This window comes from Shewanella fodinae (assembly GCF_014651955.1).
Classification (GTDB): domain Bacteria; phylum Pseudomonadota; class Gammaproteobacteria; order Enterobacterales; family Shewanellaceae; genus Shewanella; species Shewanella fodinae.
In genome coordinates this window covers 21,410-41,207 of record NZ_BMXW01000015.1, presented here as the reverse complement: position 1 = coordinate 41,207, position 19,798 = coordinate 21,410, and the positions used below count along the sequence as shown (strand labels likewise).

The window sequence follows — 19,798 nt, the reverse complement described above, 5'->3', positions numbered from 1 at the left end:
CCCATTTTTCTTGGTGTCCGTCATGCTGATAGCGCTCAAGGACGGAATTGTTGTACATCGTTACTGCCATCGTCCTCTGCCGTGTTAGCTGGTGGATTGGCAATATGATCTTCCAGATTGTCATCCAGCATTTCCCGGTATTCGTTAGTGAACCACTCCAGAGCACTGCTCTTTTCGGCTTTCAAATCGCCGGATTTGACCGCGGCTTCAAACGCGTTAAAGCGGGCAGCGGCAAAGCGCAACGCTGTACCAATTTTGCCAAGGTCTTCATGCTGCTGCGTCAGCTCGTTGGCGAGGGCAATAAACTGATCCGCGAGCTGAAAAATGGTGGTTTCATTGTTGTTGGCTTGTGACATCATATATTTGCTCTTGCTAATGGTTTAGGCGCCGATTTTACTCAAATCTGTTCAGTCGCCAAGCAAAATCTGGCGTGCTAGTGGCAGATTATAGGGTGGCAATAGTATTTTACTTTGGCGTTGCGCCCAGTCTGCCGCTACTGTATTGGGCCTCTCCTTCACCAAAGCTCCAATCATCTCGGCTGTTACTGAAAAAAGAGATCACCAAATCTTGGGGGGCAATAGCGCATTGATGCTGCAGTGCAGTACTCAGGCGTTGCATGAACAGATGCTTTTGCTCGAGGCTGCGGGGACTGGTAAATACTCTCAGCACTATCACATCGCGACTGCGCTCATAGCCGAGCCCAGTGTCTTCAATCACCATCTGATAGTCTTTATTTTCATGGACGATTTGATATCTGTCGCGCACCGGTACGCCAAACACATCCAGTACCACCTGATGGCTGCAATCTAGGATCTTCCGTACCGCTGTTGGCGTACGCCCTTCAATCATATCGAATACCAGTAACGGCATAATATTGGTTCCTTACGACAATTTGTGTGGTCGATTGTAAGTCTGACGGCTGCATTTTGCACTAAGGCGCCCAAGGCGGGAGGGAACTCCTTGTCTGAAACGCTGCCAGCTTTTAAGCTGTGGCGATTTCGTCTATAGGGGAACGCCATGGTTGATAGTTGGCAGAGTTTTATTGCTGAAGAACAGCAGCAGCCATATTTTCAAAAACTAAACGCATTTTTGGCTCAGGAAAAACGTGCTGGCAAGGTGATTTTTCCTCCCGAAGCCGATGTTTTTCGCGCCTTTGAACTGACACCTTTGTCTGAGGTGCGGGTGGTGTTGCTGGGGCAGGATCCCTATCATGGTGCGGGTCAGGCTCATGGACTATGTTTTTCGGTAAAGCCGGGCGTGCCGTTGCCACCCTCATTGAAGAATATCTACAAAGAGCTGGCCGACGATATTGAGGGATTTCAGATCCCAGCGTCGGGATTTCTAGAGCGTTGGGCGCTTCAGGGCGTATTGATGCTCAATACGGTATTGACCGTTGAGCAAGGCAAGGCTCACTCGCATGCCAAAGCGGGTTGGGAAACGTTCACCGATCACGTGTTAAATCTTTTGAATCAACAGCGCAAGCCGATTATTTTTGTGCTGTGGGGCGGTCATGCCATAAGAAAAGGGCAACTTATCACTGCACCGCAGCACCGGATTATCAGTGGGCCCCATCCATCACCTTTATCCGCTTACCGTGGTTTTTTTGGATGTCATCATTTTTCAGCGATCAATCAGCAGTTACAGGCATGGGGTAAACCGGCCATTGACTGGCAGCCTTGATGCTGACCAAAAATACTGAAACAATCAAAGCCCGACTATATTGGGGCGAATAACAATGAAACCAATTCTGATTACAGGTGTTGGCCGGCGACTAGGGTTGGCAACCGCTAAAGCGTTGTTAGCTGATGGCTGGCCGGTGATTGGCACCTATCGCAGTCACTATCCGGAACTGGATGAGTTACGTAGCCATGGCGCGGTGTTATATCGCATCGATCTGTTGCAGCCTCAGGCGCTGACTACCTTTATTGACTGGATACGGCAGGAATGCAAAGGACTGCGCGCGATTGTTCACAACGCCTCAGATTGGCTTGCAGAAGACGCGGGCGTCCCCGTGACCGAGGTTTTTCAGCAGATGATGGCGATCCATGCAGGGGTGCCTTACCAGTTAAATCTAGCGTTGGCGGAGTTACTCGACACTGAAGAAATTGGTGGCGCGGATATCATTCATGTGACTGATTATGTTGCGCAAAAAGGCAGTGCCAAGCACATTGCCTATGCTGCCAGCAAAGCTGCACTAGAAAATCTCACACTATCGTTTGCTGCTAAATTGGCGCCGACCATCAAGGTCAATAGTATCGCTCCAGCGATGATGCTGTTTAATGAGCATGACGATGCGACATACCGTGAGAAATCTCTCGCCAAAGCCTTGTTGCCTAAAGTGGGGGGCGATATGGAATTTGTCTCAGCGGTGCGTTATCTGCTGCACAGTCGCTACATGACCGGCAGTTGCCTGAATCTTGATGGTGGCCGACCACTAAAATAACCGGCCGAATCGTGCTCGGTGTTAAGTGGTTAAATGGTGGTAAGTCTTATAGTTATCAGCGTGATGAACATGCTGCGTTTGCCTCGGTATCAGCGGCTCTGCCTAAGTCTTGGTTTTCTGGAGAGATGTACTTCTTCGCGCTGCTTAGCTACCAAGCGTTTTTTATAGACACTTGGTTGGGACATTGACACTGTTGCATTGATTGTGTGACGTTCATAGAGTGACCCATGATGTCATGACGGACTGTCGAAATGGCAACACCGGCAATGGCAGTTTTTTTGTTGTTATAAACCCGTGATAACTTCTGATATTGCATGATATTTCACTATCGTTGCTCGCTTGTTATTCCGCTTCTGAATCTCTCTTAACGAAATACCCAATATTGCTGCCAAGATAAATGTCTGTTGCAACGTGAGTGTGTACTCACAACATGGTTACATCTCTTTGCCGATGCAACACACTGTCACTTTTAAAGTGGGTAATTATCTTTATTGATAAGAAATATAATAATCAGAATTACAAAAGAACACGGCTAATACCCCCAGCTATCAATAATCATTCCATTTAATAGGGGTGTTTTGCCTTTATTTAGTAATCCATATTCTTAATTTTGGAAAGAATACGCAGGATATTCGTTCATTGCCGGAGGTTCTATGAAATCTCAGTTGCATTTGATGACCATTGCTTTTTTATTATTCTTATTAATATTCAGTACATTATATGCAAAAGATGCGTGTGCTGAGGTCGGTCAGGGAGCAGCGATAAACTACATCCATGGTGAAGGAGAACTCGATGGTGTAAAGCTTGCGTATCAGGTTTACCTGGATACGCTGCAAAACATCAGCCCAGATCTTGAAGTTGCATTAGAAACCAGCGTCAATTTCTGGCGCTATGGTGAGCAACATAAACACGATACTGATTTTGTGCTAGCGGTGTCGCCTATCTTACGTTATCCGCTATCTAGCGGGCATTGGGTTGATACATATCTGGAGGGGGGAATAGGCGTTGCATTTTTAGATGACACTTATTTTGCGGGCAAGGATGTAGGATTACATTTTCAATTCGAAGATCGCATTGGATTGGCATTTCGTTTTGGGAAAACACGTAAACAGACGGTGTCGTTAACTTATCTGCACTACTCCAATGCGGGGCTGAGTAAACACAATCCTGGTATCGATTTGCTGAATTTGGCCTACAGTTGGCGGTTCTGAGATTTGCTAGCGGTTTTTGGCGAGGTATTCAGTGCGACCGTAAAATGACTCGTTAACGCTAAACGCTGGCAGAGGGAGATATAACAAAACGCCTATCGTCGGCAATGCACCATGAACCCATCATTGCGACACCAGCCGCTATCTTATTATTAGGATTACTTGGTATTCAAAACCGGGCTTTGCCTATCTCATCGGCGCCCTATGTTGGTCTGCAGAATAGTGTAGAGGCAGGCAGTTATCAGAGGATAATTGCACTAAAATGCGGCTGTGCAGCTTTTAGTGGCTTTGTTATACTCCGTCCCCTCTTGTTTAGCAGGTCCTGAACCATGGTACAGATATATACCCCCGCGCAGTCTCTTCATGCTGATAATATGCTTGAGTTGCTCGCCCCTGCAAAAAATGCCGACTACGGCATTGCGGCTATCAGTCATGGTGCCGATGCTGTGTATATTGGTGGGCCAGCATTTGGCGCACGGGCCACGGCTGGCAATAGTGTGCAAGATATTGAGCGTCTATGCCGGTTTGCCCACGGCTATGGGGCGCAGGTGTTTGTGGCACTTAATACCATCCTCAGTGACCAAGAATTGCAACAAGCCGATAAGCTGATCGGGGAACTTTATCAAGCGGGGACCGATGCGCTGATTGTGCAGGACATGGGCATTTTGCAGTTGGATTTACCCCCCATCGCACTGCATGCCAGTACGCAAACCGACAACCGTACCCCTGAAAAAGTGGCGTTTCTGGAACAGGTGGGATTCTCACAGGTGGTGCTGGCACGGGAACTGAGTCTGGAACAGATCCGGGTGATCGCTGCTAAGGTAAAAACTCGTCTGGAGTTTTTTATTCATGGTGCACTTTGCGTCAGTTACTCTGGACTGTGTAATCTGAGCCATGCCTACAGTAAACGCAGTGCTAATCGTGGCGAATGCTCACAGATGTGCCGCTTGCCGTGCAACCTCAAGACTCGTGATGGGGAAGTTCTGGCGGAAAACCAGCATCTGCTGTCGCTGAAAGACAATAACCAGACTGATAATCTGCAGGCTCTCATCCAAGCGGGGATCCGTTCCTTCAAAATTGAAGGGCGCTTGAAAGACCTGAGTTATGTGAAAAATGTCACCGCGCATTATCGGCAGCAGCTAGACGCAATTATGGCGCAATCGCCAGCGCTGCAACCCTCATCACACGGGCGTTGTGAGTACACCTTTACCCCTAATCCAGACAAGAGCTTTAACCGCGGTAAAACGGACTATTTTGTTAACCAACGGCATGGTGGTCTGAATGATTTCCGCACGCCTAAGTATTTAGGACAGAGTGCTGGCCGGGTAAGTCGCATCGGCAAGGATTGGTTTGAGATCAATACCGATGGTGCAGAGGCCGGAGCGCTGCATAATGGTGATGGTTTGTGCTATTTCACCATCGATTTTGCCAAGGCGGTGCATTCAGATGCCAAGCTCAACGGCATTCGGGTTAACCGTGCTGAGGGCAACCGTGTCTGGCTGGCCGCTGCGGTGCCGGGCGATCTGCGGGTGGGTGTAGAACTGTTCCGCAACCTTGATCATGATTTTGAAAATTTACTCAGTAAAGAATCCGCCAAGCGCTTACTGGATGTCGACTTACAACTGTTCGATACTGATGATGGGCTGGGGCTGGCTATCAGCGACCATCATGGCAATCGTGCTGAAGTCTGTATCAGTTATGAGCGGCAAACTGCCAACGATCCGCAAAAAGCACAACAACACCTCTATGCCAGCTTAACCAAGTTAGGGGGGACTCGCTATCGTGCTGGTAACGTTGAGATTGCCACTGCACAGCCTTGGTTTGTGCCATCTGCGTTGTTGAATGGGCTACGCCGCGATGCCGTGGCGGCATTAGAACAGGTCCGTGAGCATAATTACCAACGGCCGCAGCCCTGGCCGCGAGATCCCAACGCGATGTTCCCGCAGAAATACCTCAGCTATTTAGGGAATGTGAACAATGCCAGTGCTAAGGCTTTTTATGAACAACATGGCGTGATTAAGATTGAACCATCTTACGAGCAGAACCAGTTGTTGGAAGATACCCCTTTGATGATCACCAAGCATTGTTTGCGTTATAGCTTTAACCTGTGTCCGAAAGAACACCCTGAGCTGAAAGCAGAGCCAATGCAGTTGGAGGTGGGTAACGATACGCTTAAATTGGTATTCGACTGCCTCAAATGTGAGATGCTGGTGGTAGGTAATAACAAGTTATAAGCGCCACATGTTGGTTACAAATTTTTACAGTTTTTGAGGTTTTTTTGAACTCAATCAAACAAGCGTTTGGCCTTGCCGCTTAAGCTGGAACTGATAAAGCGGACAAGTGGGGAGGCCAAAATGCCAAAAGCTCTGTTTGAACGTAGTTTTGTCATGCTGTTGGGAATTATTACCCTAATTCTGTTGTCATTCACCATGTCTGGTGAGTATTCCACACCATTATTGAAATTACCGCCACTCGCGTTAGCTGCTGGATTGTTGGTAACCACTGGGGTTGGCATCTGGTCGGTACAATTAGGTGGCCGCGCCTTATGGGTCTTGCCGTTGGCATATCTGGTGCTGTTGGCGCTGGGAGCGATGATAGCTCCGTCATCGGTGGTTTTGATGATTGCCAAAGCCAGTATTCTGCTGTCGGTATTTGTGGTGGGTATGTTGATTGCCGGAAACATCAGATTAGCAACCCATGTGGCGGCGGCGCTGGTGGGCATGTTGGCATTCTCCCATGGCTACACCTATGGTCATGCCAATATTGGATTCGTTGGCTGGCAGCAAGGACTCAGCCCTTATGATCTGCTGTTGGTATTGTTACCGGGATTGGCTGCCGCGCTGCTGATGAGTCTGTTGGGGGAAGCGACCTGCTCAACACTGGTAAAAACCCAGCATAAGCCCGTAGCATACGGCATTGGTGGCATGATGCTGTTGGCGGGATTGTTGATGGTATTGCTAGATTAGCGACAAACAAAAGAGAGTGTGGAATTGGTCGGAGCGAGAGGATTCGAACCTCCGACCCCTGCCTCCCGAAGACAGTGCTCTACCAGGCTGAGCTACGCTCCGCTCCGACATTCCTGACGTTGCAGTGCGACAATAACCACCGCCGCCCTGCAACGCTGCGTATGATGCCACAAATTTTGCCTAAGCGTGATAGCCAAAATATCGTTTGCTGTAAATTTGAGCTGAATTTCGCGAAATCTATTTAGATAGATTTTTCATCATATCGACAATGGCATACAAGCCATTGCTGCGCGAAGGGCTAAGCTGGCCTGCTAACCCTAAATGGGCAAAATAGGTTTCTGCTGAAAAGGCGGCCAGCTCGGTAGCGCTAGCGTTATTAATTCCTGCGAGCAAGAGGGCAATCAAACCTCTAACAACGCGGGCATCACTATCCGCCAGATATAGATGTCGCTGTTGTTGCTGTAGATGATACAACCACACTGCACTTTCGCAGCCACTGACGCGCGCCGCATCCTGTTGCCATTGTGGCGGTAATTGGGGTAACAGTTTGCCCGCTTGCATCAGCAAGCGATACTTGTCCTGCCACTGATTGGCGGCAGCAACCGCCTCGGCAGCCTGTTGTAACTGCGGTTGTTGCTGCAAAAACAGTGCAAATAACGGTTGGTCTGGTTGCTCCATGAGTGCCTCTGTTACTCGCCTGTTAGCAGGGTAATTGTGGTACGTAATGCTTGAATAAAACGAGTAATATCGTCGGCGTTGCTATAAATCCCCAACGAGACGCGGCAGCAGCCTTTTAGCCCCATGGCGTCCATCAATGGCATGGCACAGTGATGACCGCAACGAATGGCAACGCCTTGTTGATCCAGCAAAATCCCCACATCTTGGTGGTGTTCACCTGCGAGGTTAAACGCAATTGCGCCGCGGTTGTCTGCATGGGCACCGTAAAGCGTAATTCCCGGTAGCGCGGCGAGTTGTTGCTGTAACTGCTGCAGCAATTGTTGTTCCTGCTGCTGCGCGTTGTTGCGGTCAACACTGTTAAGAAAGTCGATGGCTGCACCCAAGCCGATCACTTCGGCAATCGGCGGTGTGCCTGCCTCCAGACGGAAGGGGAGTTCGCCAAACTCAGTCTGGGTAAAGCTCACGGTTTTGATCATTTCGCCGCCGGTAAGCATAGGCTCCAACGTTGCTAATAACGGCAGTCGTCCCCACAGCACGCCAACTCCGGTAGGACCATACATCTTATGGCCTGAAAACGCATAAAAATCACAGCCAAGTTGTTGTACATCTACTGGCAGATGACCAATAGCCTGGGCACCATCTACGACACAAATAGCCCCCGCGGCGCGGATTTCCTGCGCCAAGGCTGCAATATCGTTAACGGTGCCAAGCACATTGGATACGTGATTTAGGGCGACCAATCTAGTGGGCTGTTGCAGTAATGTCCTTAATGCTTGCCGATCCAGTCGCAGTTCGTCGGTCAGTGGAATAGCGATTAGCTCTGCGCCACATCGCTGTGCTAATTGTTGCCATGGCACTAGGTTAGCGTGATGCGCGGTGCTGTCCACCAGAATGCGGTCACCGGGCTTAATGTGCTTGTTCAGGCCATAGGCCAATAGGTTCAGTGCTTCGGTAGTGCCGTGAGTAAAAATCACCTCTTGTGGATGGGCGGCGTGAATAAACTGCTGCAGTTGCCGACGTACCGCCTCAAAGGCGCTGGTTGCCGTGGCCGACAGCTGGTAACTACCACGGTGAACATTCGCATTGTAACGACGGTAATAGTCATCCATCGCCTGTATCACCCGCTCCGGCTTTTGGCTGGTGGCAGCGTTATCGAGATAACACAGTGGATAGCTGCCCATCATCTGGTTCAGAATTGGAAATTGTTGGCGAATTGGGGAACGGCTCATGGTGGTTTATCTAAAATCAAAAGGCGCACAGATCTTCAAAGATTTGTGCGCCTAATGCAAGCCCGTTGCTCAGTGGTGCGTTAAGGGCAGGGAATACGATATTGCAGACTGAGCGCTTCAAGTTCCGCTAATGCTGCTTCTGACAAGGTCAGTTGTTGGCTATCGATATTTTCTTGCAACTGCTGGGTGCTGGTGGCACCAATAATATTGGCACCAACAAATGGCCGTGAATTTACCCAGGCCAATGCCATCTGCGCCGGACTCAGCCCCAGTTTACGGGCCAGCGTCACATAGGCTTCAGTCGCTTGTTGCGCCTGTTCACTGCCCGTATAACGGGAAAAACGTTTGAACAGGGTCAGACGTGCGCCTTCTGGCCACTGATTATCGAGATATTTACCGCTGAGCGTGCCAAATGCCAGTGGCGAGTATGCGAGTAATGGCAACTGTTCCCGATGACTGATCTCACTCATGCCAATCTCGAAACTGCGGTTTAGCAAGTTGTAGGGATTTTGTACCGTGATAATACGCGGCATGCCGTGTTTGTCTGCCAACTGCAGATACTTCATCAGGCCCCAAGGTGTCTCGTTAGAAACCCCAATGTAGCGTACCTTTCCAAGTCGGATGACTTCCGCTAAGGCTTCCAACGTCTTTAGAATTGGCGTCTGTGATTCCTTGGGCTGTTGCTGGTAATAGAATTCACCGAAGAAGTTAGTATTGCGATGTGGCCAGTGGATCTGAAACAGATCGATGGTGTCAACACCAAGGCGTTGCAGTGAACAATCCACCGCTGCATGAATATTGTCCCAATCCAATGCCATGTTTGGGCGGATATAATCACTGCGACCACCGGGGGCGGCAATTTTGGTCGCAATCACCAGCTTGTCACGGTTGCCACGGGATTTCAGATAGTTGCCTATGATGCGTTCGGTCTCACCTTGTGTTTCCGGCATTGGTGGCACTGGATACATTTCAGCGGTATCGATAAAGTTAATACCTTCACCGAGTGCCAGATCCAACTGGGCGAACGCTTCAGCCTGGGTGTTCTGCTGGCCCCAGGTCATGGTCCCTAGGCACAGCTTACTGACTTCTAGGTTGGAATTGGGAATACGCAAATATTCCATTGACTGCTCCCTTAGTTCCTGTTTGCTAGCACGCTAGCAAGTTTTTCGTTAGCTGGACAGCCAATCTTTTTTGGGTGGCTGATTTTTAGTCAGATGTCCAGCAACATCGGAATTTCACAGGCATCATGGCCGGTATTACCCAGTGCTGAGGCCAATTGTTTGAAACCGAGTTTATGGTATAACCGTAGCGCTTCTGGCAACAGCTGTGTGGTTTCCAGATACATTTGCCGATAACCTGCCGCTTTGGCTTGTGTGATACAGTGCCGTGCAAGCTGTTCACCCAACCCCAATCCTCGGGCGGTGGGCAAAAAATACATCTTCTGTAGTTCGCAGATCTGTGCTTGTCCTGCGACTTTGCCTATGCCAGCGCCTCCCACAACAACGCCATCAATCTCTAATAACCAGTAACCGTATCCCGGTTGATGATATATAGCCGCGAGATCATCCAGTGTTGGGTCTGCCACACTATAACCTTTGTCTACCGTCAGCCCATACTCGGCGGAAACTTCGCGGATAATGGCGGCAATAACCGCATTGTCGGCAGCTGTCAGTGGGCGAAAAGTGGTGTTAGCCATTGTTTGCAGTCTCTTAGCCCTTAACGTCAGTAAAGTTCGGGAAAACGCAGCGGTGCTGCTGCCATCACCAAGGCCGCCGTATAAGTACTTTCGCGGCTGGCGTGACCATGGGTGAGTAGGCCAATTGCGCCTCCCGCCTGCTTGATATTTACCGTGTTGAACATACGGTCCATCACGTCTCCCAACTCCTGCCCCTGCTCCAGTGCTTGATAAACCCGAGTCGGCAAGGGCAGGTGGGCGCTGCGACTAAGACAAACTTGCTGCTGGTTGGCAATGGCGACCCAAGCATAGGTATACGCCTGTGCTGCCACGATGTCGACGCCACCTTCCATCGCCAGATAATAATCGGCTTGAGTATGGCACCGACACCAGTTGACACGATTGATAGCGCCTTGACGAGTTGCAGCGTCAGTCATTGGCTGATCCGCCACCCCTGAAGGGGCTTTTACGCCTTCACAATGGATTTCGGCCTCTGGATGTAAGGTCGCAACGGCGGTTCTAGCGGCATTTATTTTTACTGGATTGGTAGAGCCAACCACTACACGAATAACTGTTTTCATAGACTCGGCTTTACAATTTCTTCAAACATCAGATAGTGGCTTTGTGCCATGCCTAGCGCATTATACGTCTGCTGTGCCCGTTGATTATCGTGCTCCACATACAAACGAAAGCTTGCAGCACCACCATCGGCAGCCGCTATCTGCTTTACCATTTGGTACAGTTGGCGGTAAATGCCTTGGCGACGACAGGCCGGTGTTACATAGACGCTCTGGATCCAGTAATAGTTCGCAGCACGCCAGTCACTCCATTCAAATGTCACCATCAATGACGCCACAATTTGTCCTTGCTGTTCGGCCACTAGGTAAAAGCCCCGTTGTGGCTCGTTGATCATGGTGGTCACACCACGAGTGAGTATCTCTGGATCAAGTAACAGACCTTCGGTTTCTTCAGCCATTGCCTGATTAAAGGCTACCAGTGCCGCAATATCTTCGCTGCGGCCCTTGCGGATATGCATAGGATCTCTCTTATCAGATTTTTCATCGGGGTGGCTGCACAATCTAACAGTGCCCCCAAAATGGTGCAAATAGCTTTATTTACAGAGTTGCTTAGTCAGAAAATTTATTAGACCAAAGTCTAATGCTGAATATAATAAAGCTGTTATTGAGCAATCCCCGGTCTCGGGTAATGTCGTCTCGTGTGGATCGGAGCAGTTTTATGGCAGATTTATCATCCCTCACATCAGTCTCTCGCGGTGCTAGGCATCGTTTGGCAGTCCATTTACTGCATTTTTTGCTCACTATGTTCACCCTCGGATTGTGGGGCCCAGTTTGGTGGTGGTATGCCAATCGTCTTGCGGTGAAAACAGAGGGTTTCTTTCATCGTTTTGACAACGACTACTGGGATTACATTGTGGAGCGTGATGAGCCGCCAGCAGCATTGTATCCAATTCGCTTTGATCTGGCGGATGAAATCCATTTTGATGCCTGATACAAACCCGCCGTGGCGCTAGTTTTGTTACGCTGACACTGAAAAATATATCTGTTATAGCTAAGTTGGCCTGAGGGTTTTATTGTTTTGAACAAACCATTCAGACGCTGTTCTCTGATTCTGTAAATTCAGCAACGTTTGATACCTGTCACATCCTTACTGATAATCGCATAAAGTATTGATGTTTTATTTATAACACATTGTTATTTATAGATATTAAATATGTTGCTAAAGGTTCTATAAGTTACAAAAGTGCTTCTTAGTTTCGATTGAATCTACCCCCACTTTCCTATTTTTAGCCGTTGTTATACTCACCGCGAATTTAATCAGGACCGCAAATGAACTGGGAGCTACCTGAATAAACATCGGCAATTCGGCTAATTGAGCAGCCGCTTTGATCCACAGATTTTTAATTCCTGCTGGAGGGTGATTTTGAAAACTATAACCACTGATGTGGCGGTTGTCGGAGCGGGTGGTGCCGGTCTTCGTGCAGCAATCGCCGCGGCAGAAGCCAATCCTGAACTGAATATTGCACTGATATCTAAAGTTTACCCCATGCGTTCTCACACTGTCGCCGCCGAAGGCGGTTCTGCCGCCGTTATCAAAGAAGAAGACAGTCTCGATAACCACTTTAATGACACAGTGTCTGGTGGCGATTGGTTGTGCGAACAGGACGTGGTGGAATATTTCGTTGAAAATGCGACTCGCGAAATGACCCAATTAGAACTGTGGGGCTGCCCTTGGAGCCGCAAGCCTAATGGTGAAGTGAATGTGCGCCGTTTTGGTGGAATGAAAATCGAGCGTACCTGGTTCGCGGCCGATAAAACCGGTTTCCATATGTTGCACACGCTGTTTCAGACCTCAATGAAGTACCAGAGCATCGTCCGTTATGACGAGTACTTCATGCTGGATCTGGTGGTGGTTAACAATGAAGTACAAGGGGTCATCGCTCTGTCTATCGCCGAAGGCGAACTGGTGTGCTTCAAAGCAAAATCGGTGATCCTGGCAACCGGTGGTGCTGGTCGTGTGTATCACTTCAATACCAACGGTGGCATCGTGACGGGTGACGGTATGGCCATTGCCTATCGTCATGGTGTGGCGTTGCGAGACATGGAGTTTGTACAGTATCACCCAACCGGCTTGCCTGGCACCGGCATCCTGATGACTGAAGGTTGCCGCGGTGAAGGCGGCATCATGGTCAACAAAAACGGTTATCGTTACCTGCAGGATTACGGCCTCGGCCCAGAAACGCCAGTAGGTCAGCCGAAGAACAAATATATGGAACTGGGTCCTCGTGACAAGGTTTCTCAGGCCTTCTGGCATGAACAGCAGAAGGGCAACACCATCAAGCATCCGCTGGGTGATGTGGTGCATCTGGATCTGCGTCATCTGGGCGCTGATTACCTCAAAGAACGTTTGCCATTTATCTGTGAACTGGCCAAAGCCTATGTGAACGTTGATCCGGTTAAGGAACCTATCCCCATTCGCCCCACTGCGCATTACACCATGGGTGGACTGGAAACAGATCGCAACACGGAAACCAGTATCAAAGGTCTGTTCGCGGTCGGTGAATGTTCCTCTGTGGGGTTGCACGGCGCTAACCGTCTGGGTTCTAACTCACTGGCTGAGCTGGTGGTCTTTGGTCGTCTGGCGGGTGAAACTGCCGCGCAGCGTGCCGCCGAATTCCAGGGCTTCGATTTCCAGGCCATTGAACAACAGACTGAAGCGGCTGAAGCCCGTGTTAACGCCTTGCTGGAACAAAAAGGCACCGAAAACTGGTCAGATATCCGCACCGAAATGTGTAAGAGCATGGAAGCGGGCTGTGGGATCTACCGCGATGAAGCCGGTATGCAAGCCACCGTCGACAAGCTGGCCGAGCTGCATGAACGCTATAAGTGCATTCAGGTAACCGACAAGAGCAAGGTATTCAACACCGATCTACTGTACGCCATTGAAGTGGGCTTCGGTCTGGATGTGGCAACAGCGATGGCCCATTCCGCGATTCAACGTCGTGAATCTCGCGGCGCTCATCAGCGTCTTGATGTGGGTTGCACCGAACGTAATGACCAGGATTTCCTGAAGCATTCACTGGCCTATTACCAAGACAGCAAAATCCCCGCCATCAAGTACGGCGATGTGAAAATCACCAAGTCTCAACCTAAAGCTCGCCTGTATGGTGATGCCGCTAAACAACAGGAGAAAGCGTAATGGATAAGCTGCAGACAGTTAACGTCCTTCGCTACGATCCCGCGAAAGATGAAGAACCCTATCTGGAAACATTTAAAGTTCCGGCGAATGACACCACTTCAGTGCAGGATGCACTGGCTTACATCAAGGACCATCTGGACAAGTCCTTGTCTTACCGCTGGTCTTGCCGCATGGCGATCTGTGGCTCTTGCGGAGTGATGGTCAACAATGTGCCCAAGCTGGCTTGCAAGACCTTCCTGCGTGATTATCCAGAAGGTCTGACGTTGGAGCCACTAGCGAACTTTGCCATTGAGAAAGATCTGGTGGTGGATAAGACCCCGTTCCTTGAACGTTTGGAAGCGATCAAGCCTTACATTATCGGCAACGATCGTAAACCAGAAGAGGGCCCTAACCTGCAAACGCCAGCACAGATGGCGAAATACAAACAGTTCGCGGGGTGCATCAACTGCGGTTTGTGTTACGCCGCTTGTCCACAGTTCGGTCTGAATCCAGAGTTCATCGGCCCAGCGGCCTTAACGTTGGCTCGTCGTTATAACCTGGACAGTCGTGACCACGGTAAAGCCGAGCGGATGAAGTTGATCAACGGTAAAGACGGGGCTTGGGGTTGTACCTTTGTCGGTTACTGCTCCGAAGTTTGTCCTAAACACGTTGACCCGGCTGCGGCCGTTAACCAGAGCAAGGTGGAGTCTTCTAAGGACTTCCTGATCGCCATGCTGAGACCACAGGAGGCTTAACATGCAAAACCGTAAACCTTATGTCCGGCCCATTGCGCGTACTTGGTATGCCGAAAACAATTTTTTCAGTTGGTATATGGTGCGTGAGTTAACTATTGTGCCGCTGATTATTTTCACGCTGAATTTGGCAGCCGGGCTGTTTGCGTTGGTCTCGGGGCCAAGCGCATTTAATGCCTGGGTGGCGTTCTCATCGCATCCGCTAATGTTGATTATCAATGTGCTGGCGCTGGTTGGCGCGTTGTATCACGCCAAAACATTTTTCAGCATGATGCCCAAAGTTATGCCAATCAAAGTGGGTGATAAGAAAGTCTCCGATGGCACTGTCGTTGCGGTGCAATGGTTGTTGGTGCTGGTCGTGTCTGCGGTAGTTTTGGCACTGGTATAAGAGGAACAAATTTATGATGAATTATGCACCTAAACGCTCTGATGAACCGATTTGGTGGGGCTTGTTCGGTGCTGGTGGCACTTGGTTTGCTATCCTGACACCAGTCACCGTGTTGTTGATGGGTATTTTGCTGCCGTTGCATGGTTTGGGGTTTATCGATCTCAGCTACGATAAGTTGGTTAATTTTGTCAGTTCTCCCGTCGGTGCTGTTTTCACTGTGCTGACACTGGCGTTGCCAATGTGGCATGCCATGCACCGGGTTCATCACGGCCTGCATGATCTGCAAGTCCATATCGGTGCTGTGGGCAAATACGCCTGTTATGTTATTGCTGCGGTGGTCACGCTGCTGGCGGTGATTTGGGTGGCCATGCTGGCTTGATTGTTGTGACAAACTTAGGGTGTCAAGGTGGCGGAATCTATCGACATTTCGTGACTAAGGCGCCCTTGTTTGTTTATAAAAGCGGGTGGTTACATTATGCTTAAAATACTGGCTGCGTTACGGCTAATTCCCTACTCTACAGGTTGATTTATGGCTGTATTACCGCGTTTTCATTTCCGTAAGCCGATGAATTTCAAAAAGCACTTCATCACCAGTATTCTGCTGGCGATGGCGTGGATCATTACCATTATGGCGATAATGGTGTTCCAGCTGTTGAAATCCACTCACGATGAAAGTCTGAAACAACGCGGGCTGGAAATGGCCAGTATCTTGGCGCGAGATCCCGTGGTTATAGAAGCTGTGGAGCGAGCTAACCAAGAGCCAGGTGTTTCCATTCGCTCCTATATTGAGAATTTGCGGGCAGAAACAGATGCCTCTTTTATCGTGGTGGTTAATCAGGATGCTATTCGCCTTAGTCATCCGGCAGCCAACAAAATTGGCAAAAAATTTGTCGGCGATGATCTGCAACCCGTGCTCAAGCAGGGGATTAAACAAAGTACTTATGCCGTAGGATCTCTGGGCCTGGCGATCCGCAGTTTTGCCCCGGTGGTGGTTGATGGCAAGGTGGTGGGCGCTGTCTGCGTTGGTATTTTGAAAGGGGAAGTCAGCCATCTATTCATTGAACGACACGCCCATCTGCTGTTACTGGTACTGCTGGTCCTAGTTATCACCGTCATATTGATTGTGGTGGTGCTGTCTAAGCTGAAACGCACCATGCAGGATTTGGAGCCAGAACTGGTCGTTAATCGGCTGATGGAGCATGACCGCATCTTTAACGCTATCCGCGATCCCATTATCTCCATTGATAATCATTTTTTGATAACTGCCATCAACGATATCGCCACCAAAATTTTGGCGATGGGCAGTATGGGTAAGCAGGATTACCTTGGGCAGCCGCTGTCGCGCTTCTCTTCGGCACTGGATAAGATCGCTAGAGCCGGACATGGGCAGGCCTATTCTGGCAGTTTGCGACTCGGAAAATTGGACTATCGAGTGTGTATTTACCCGCTGCAAACCGCTCAAGAACAACATGGCTATGTGATTTTCTTCCTCGCGGATATGGAACTGAATGATCTCAGGAAAGAACTGATTTATTACAAAAATTATGCCGAATTGCTGCGCAGCAAAACCCATGAATACTCAAATAAACTCAATGTATTATCCGGCATGTTACAGCTCAAGCACTATGATGATGCGATAGAGTTCATTGATCGCGAGAGCAAAGGCCATCAACATATTATCGGCAATCTGGTGCGTTCAATACAAAACAGCTTGGTGGCGTCACTGCTGCTTGCCAAATACAACAAAGCGACCGAGATGGGCGTCAAGTATGAACTAGACGACGATAATATTCTTCAAGATTACAGTAAGTTAGTGTCAGAAAAACTGGCGACTATTCTGGGTAATCTCATTGATAATGCGATCCTCGCCGCCTGGAATAATCGACAAAATGTGGCGCCGGCAGTTCATGTTTATGTCAGTGATCGCAGTCAACATGTTATTCTTGAAGTACAGGATACCGGCGCTGGTGTTGCATCGGAAATCGCTGAGCATATTCTCGATTTTGGTGTCACCAGCAAAGAGGAACAGGAGCAGACGGGTGTGGGCTTATACCTGGTTAACGAACTGGTAAAACAGTTCCGCGGCAGTATTGACTGGGAGCGCACCGAGGACCATGCCACCCTGTTCTCCATCTATATCGATAAGAGCGAAATCAAGCGCTATGAAGCAGAAAGTCACTACCATGATTATTGAGGACGATCCGCGGGCCAGTTATGCCCTGGAATCGACCATTAACCAGCACTCGGATTTTGAGGTGGTAGCCGTTAGCGAAACCTGCGCCGATGCATTGATGCACTTCGAACTGTACAAGCCGCAACTGGTGTTTGTGGACATTACCTTACCCGATGGTAACGGCATTGATGTGATCCAGAAACTGCGCCGCGATGGTGCTAACTGTTATTTCATCATGACCACTGCGGAACGCGATGCTTCAACCGTGGAACAGGCGGTACAACTGGGGATCAGTGACTATTTGGTGAAGCCGTTGCGGATGTCGCGGGTGCGGCAAGCGCTGGATGATTACAAGCTGTATCGGCAGAAACTCGCGACCCATGAGACCGTGGATCAAGGTGCTATCGATCAGATCTTGGGAAAACGCAGTACCACGCCGGTACGGCGTACCCCTAAGGGCATCGATGTCACCACCCTGGACAGTCTGAAGAAAATCCTGAAAGAGGAGAAACTCACTGATTTCTCTGTGGATGACATGAGTGAGCGCATGAATGTCAGTCGTATCACGGTACGCCGTTATCTGGAATATCTGGAATCTGAAGGTGTGGTGAAAATGGTACTTAACTATAAGACCGGTGGTCGGCCACGGCGGTTATATCAACTGACAGATATCAATCTGCTGGATTGATGGTTTGTATGCAGAATCGAACACTGAACCCCACACAATCGTGGGGTTTTTTATGGTTTGCCTATCGTCGACTTTCGCTGGCGTCCACCATCTGACACGGTGGCGCTTAATCATCTCTAGACTATTGATACTGAAGGGCTTTCTCAGGTCGCGAGATGACGGCTTATCTGGTGGTTGATAGTGTGACGCGACGCCTTTATGAGGTGTTTAATGGCGGGGCGACGAGGGATGATGTAAAAAAGGACAGCCTATATTCCATTACAGGCTGCCCTTATTGCTAACTCGCCGCTGACAAGGAACACATAAAATTGGCGACGTATGAACGCCTGATCAGGCGTTCATTTCAGCAATTTTGATTTTCCAGATCTCAGGACCCGTTTCGTGGACATTATTACCTTCGCTGTCCACCGCTACGGTGACTGGCATATCTTCGACATCAAATTCGTAGATAGCTTCCATCCCTAAGTCAGCAAACGCAACGGTACGCGCGGCTTTGATAGCTTTCGCTACCAGATATGCAGCACCGCCCACGGCCATCAGATATACCGCCTTATTCTTCTTGATAGACGCTACTGTCGCCGGGCCACGTTCAGCTTTACCTATCATGCCCATCAGGCCCGCCTGTTCCAGCATCATGTCAGAGAACTTGTCCATGCGGGTAGAAGTTGTTGGGCCCGCAGGGCCAACCACTTCATCACCAACGGCATCCACTGGGCCAACGTAGTAAATAAAGCGATTCTGGAAATCTACAGGGAAAGATTCACCTTTTGCCAGCATGTCTTGAATACGTTTATGGGCAGCGTCACGACCGGTGAGGATTTTGCCTGACAGCAGCACGGTTTCACCGGCTTTCCATGCAGCAACATCCTCTTTTTTCAGTTCGTTAACGTTAACGCGGCGTACGTTGTTACCCACTTCCCAAGTTACTTCTGGCCAGTCTGCCAGTTTTGGCGGTGTCAGTGTGGCAGGGCCATTACCGTCCAGAGTGAAATGCACATGGCGGGTGGCGGCACAGTTAGGGATGATACACACTGGCTTCGATGCCGCGTGAGTTGGCGCCGTCTTGATTTTCACGTCGACGACGGTAGTCACACCACCCAGCCCTTGAGCACCAATACCGAGTTTGTTGACACGGTCGAAGATGTCCAGACGCAGTTTTTCTTCAGCCGTTTCGGCACCTTTCGCCTGTAATTCATGAATATCAACCGGTTCCATCAGGGCTTCTTTGGCCATTAGCGCGGCTTTTTCGGCAGTACCACCGATACCAATCCCCAACATACCTGGAGGACACCAGCCAGCGCCCATCAGCGGCACGGTTTTTTCTACCCAAGCGGCGATATCATCAGAGGGGTTCAGCATCACCATCTTAGTTTTATTTTCAGAACCACCACCTTTGGCAGCGATCATGATGTCAACTTTATCACCCGCTACCATTTCCACATGCACTACCGCTGGAGCGTTAGTTTTGGTGTTTTTACGGGCGCCCGCTGGATCTGCAACGACAGACTGACGCAGTGGGTTAACGGAACTGTTATAGGCACGTTTGGTGCCTTCATCGACCATCTGTTGGACGGTCATATCGCTGTCCCACTGGACATTCATACCGATCTTCACGAAGCAGGTCACAATACCGGTATCTTGACAGATTGGACGATGGCCTTCAGCCGCCATACGAGAGTTGATCAGGATCTGCGCAATCGCATCTTTGGCAGCCTGGCTTTTTTCCGCATGGTAGGCTTTCTCCATCGCTTTGACGAAATCCAGCGGATGGTAGTAAGAGATATACTGCAGTGCGTCTTCAATACTATCGATGAAGTCCGCTTTTTTGATAATAGTCATGGCGTTCCCTTTGCTGTTATCAATGAAATACAGGCGTTAGCTCTTGAGTAACGCCCGTTGGTG

Annotated in this window: 21 protein-coding genes and 1 tRNA gene; 12 read left to right on the top strand and 10 right to left on the bottom strand. The window is 49.5% G+C overall.

Annotation, left to right across the window (positions count from 1 at the left end; all coding sequences use genetic code 11):
* Positions 1 to 35: 35 nt before the first annotated feature.
* Both IE064_RS13355 and IE064_RS13350 read right to left on the bottom strand, forming a co-directional pair.
* A complete protein-coding gene (locus IE064_RS13355; RefSeq protein WP_189618233.1) occupies positions 36 to 356 on the bottom strand; it encodes a DUF3144 domain-containing protein in 321 nt (106 codons plus the stop codon).
* A gap of 109 nt (positions 357 to 465) precedes the next feature.
* Positions 466 to 870 (bottom strand): tautomerase family protein, encoded by a 405-nt coding sequence (locus tag IE064_RS13350; RefSeq protein ID WP_189618203.1) that lies wholly within the window; start codon positions 868 to 870, stop codon positions 466 to 468.
* Between the two features lie 147 nt (positions 871 to 1,017).
* Here IE064_RS13350 and ung point away from each other — a divergent pair, with 147 nt between their 5' ends.
* The 5 genes from ung (at position 1,018) to IE064_RS13325 (ending at position 6,617) form a co-directional block, all read left to right on the top strand.
* A complete protein-coding gene (ung, locus tag IE064_RS13345) occupies positions 1,018 to 1,680 on the top strand; it encodes a uracil-DNA glycosylase (RefSeq protein WP_189618202.1) in 663 nt (220 codons plus the stop codon).
* 55 nt (positions 1,681 to 1,735) lie between these two features.
* The gene (gene folM / locus IE064_RS13340) at positions 1,736 to 2,443 is read left to right on the top strand and encodes a dihydromonapterin reductase (RefSeq protein WP_133037837.1); all 708 of its coding nucleotides are present in this window, start codon (positions 1,736 to 1,738) and stop codon (positions 2,441 to 2,443) included.
* Positions 2,444 to 3,096: 653 nt separating this feature from the next.
* Positions 3,097 to 3,654, top strand: a complete 558-nt coding sequence (locus IE064_RS13335; RefSeq protein WP_229800051.1) for an acyloxyacyl hydrolase — start codon at positions 3,097 to 3,099, stop codon at positions 3,652 to 3,654.
* Positions 3,655 to 3,980: 326 nt separating this feature from the next.
* The gene (locus IE064_RS13330; RefSeq protein ID WP_189618201.1) at positions 3,981 to 5,885 is read left to right on the top strand and encodes a peptidase U32 family protein; all 1,905 of its coding nucleotides are present in this window, start codon (positions 3,981 to 3,983) and stop codon (positions 5,883 to 5,885) included.
* Positions 5,886 to 6,005: 120 nt separating this feature from the next.
* On the top strand, positions 6,006 to 6,617 hold the full coding sequence (locus IE064_RS13325; RefSeq protein ID WP_189618200.1) for a HupE/UreJ family protein: 612 nt from the start codon (positions 6,006 to 6,008) through the stop codon (positions 6,615 to 6,617).
* Positions 6,618 to 6,642: 25 nt separating this feature from the next.
* On the opposite strand, the gene IE064_RS13320 is transcribed toward IE064_RS13325, so the two are convergent.
* The 7 genes from IE064_RS13320 to IE064_RS13290 form a co-directional block, all read right to left on the bottom strand.
* Positions 6,643 to 6,719 (bottom strand) — tRNA-Pro (locus IE064_RS13320).
* Positions 6,720 to 6,854: 135 nt separating this feature from the next.
* Complete coding sequence (locus tag IE064_RS13315; RefSeq protein WP_189618199.1) at positions 6,855 to 7,295, bottom strand: SufE family protein; 441 nt, start codon at positions 7,293 to 7,295, stop codon at positions 6,855 to 6,857.
* An 11-nt stretch (positions 7,296 to 7,306) separates the two neighbouring features.
* Positions 7,307 to 8,524: an aminotransferase class V-fold PLP-dependent enzyme gene (locus IE064_RS13310; protein WP_189618198.1), complete on the bottom strand. Its 1,218-nt coding sequence runs from the start codon at positions 8,522 to 8,524 to the stop codon at positions 7,307 to 7,309.
* A gap of 80 nt (positions 8,525 to 8,604) precedes the next feature.
* Positions 8,605 to 9,645 carry an NADP(H)-dependent aldo-keto reductase gene (locus tag IE064_RS13305; RefSeq protein WP_189618197.1) on the bottom strand — a complete coding sequence of 347 codons (1,041 nt, stop codon included), beginning with the start codon at positions 9,643 to 9,645 and terminating at the stop codon, positions 8,605 to 8,607.
* A gap of 89 nt (positions 9,646 to 9,734) precedes the next feature.
* On the bottom strand, positions 9,735 to 10,220 hold the full coding sequence (locus IE064_RS13300) for a GNAT family N-acetyltransferase (protein ID WP_189618196.1): 486 nt from the start codon (positions 10,218 to 10,220) through the stop codon (positions 9,735 to 9,737).
* Positions 10,221 to 10,246: 26 nt separating this feature from the next.
* Complete coding sequence (yjjX, locus tag IE064_RS13295; RefSeq protein WP_189618195.1) at positions 10,247 to 10,780, bottom strand: inosine/xanthosine triphosphatase; 534 nt, start codon at positions 10,778 to 10,780, stop codon at positions 10,247 to 10,249.
* Positions 10,777 to 11,235 carry a GNAT family N-acetyltransferase gene (locus IE064_RS13290; RefSeq protein ID WP_189618194.1) on the bottom strand — a complete coding sequence of 153 codons (459 nt, stop codon included), beginning with the start codon at positions 11,233 to 11,235 and terminating at the stop codon, positions 10,777 to 10,779. Before IE064_RS13290 ends, yjjX begins: the two co-directional genes overlap by 4 nt.
* A 200-nt stretch (positions 11,236 to 11,435) precedes the next feature.
* Here IE064_RS13290 and IE064_RS13285 point away from each other — a divergent pair, with 200 nt between their 5' ends.
* The 7 genes from IE064_RS13285 (at position 11,436) to IE064_RS13255 (ending at position 17,896) form a co-directional block, all read left to right on the top strand.
* Positions 11,436 to 11,708, top strand: coding sequence for a hypothetical protein (locus tag IE064_RS13285; protein ID WP_189618193.1), 273 nt, complete (start codon positions 11,436 to 11,438; stop codon positions 11,706 to 11,708).
* Positions 11,709 to 12,140: 432 nt separating this feature from the next.
* Entirely contained in the window at positions 12,141 to 13,916 is a 1,776-nt protein-coding gene (gene frdA / locus IE064_RS13280; RefSeq protein ID WP_189618192.1) for a fumarate reductase (quinol) flavoprotein subunit, read from the top strand.
* Positions 13,916 to 14,650: a succinate dehydrogenase/fumarate reductase iron-sulfur subunit gene (locus IE064_RS13275; RefSeq protein WP_189618191.1), complete on the top strand. Its 735-nt coding sequence runs from the start codon at positions 13,916 to 13,918 to the stop codon at positions 14,648 to 14,650. Before frdA ends, IE064_RS13275 begins: the two co-directional genes overlap by 1 nt.
* Before the next feature lies 1 nt (position 14,651).
* A complete protein-coding gene (gene frdC / locus IE064_RS13270) occupies positions 14,652 to 15,035 on the top strand; it encodes a fumarate reductase subunit FrdC (RefSeq protein ID WP_133037825.1) in 384 nt (127 codons plus the stop codon).
* Positions 15,036 to 15,048: 13 nt separating this feature from the next.
* Entirely contained in the window at positions 15,049 to 15,414 is a 366-nt protein-coding gene (frdD, locus tag IE064_RS13265; RefSeq protein WP_189618190.1) for a fumarate reductase subunit FrdD, read from the top strand.
* Positions 15,415 to 15,564: 150 nt separating this feature from the next.
* Positions 15,565 to 17,229 (top strand): ATP-binding protein, encoded by a 1,665-nt coding sequence (locus IE064_RS13260; RefSeq protein ID WP_189618189.1) that lies wholly within the window; start codon positions 15,565 to 15,567, stop codon positions 17,227 to 17,229.
* On the top strand, positions 17,198 to 17,896 hold the full coding sequence (locus tag IE064_RS13255) for a response regulator (RefSeq protein ID WP_229800048.1): 699 nt from the start codon (positions 17,198 to 17,200) through the stop codon (positions 17,894 to 17,896). Before IE064_RS13260 ends, IE064_RS13255 begins: the two co-directional genes overlap by 32 nt.
* Positions 17,897 to 18,226: 330 nt before the next feature.
* Here the strand turns inward: IE064_RS13255 and IE064_RS13250 are convergent, their stop codons facing one another.
* A complete protein-coding gene (locus IE064_RS13250) occupies positions 18,227 to 19,735 on the bottom strand; it encodes a fumarate hydratase (RefSeq protein ID WP_133037822.1) in 1,509 nt (502 codons plus the stop codon).
* Between the last annotated feature and the right edge of the window lie 63 nt (positions 19,736 to 19,798).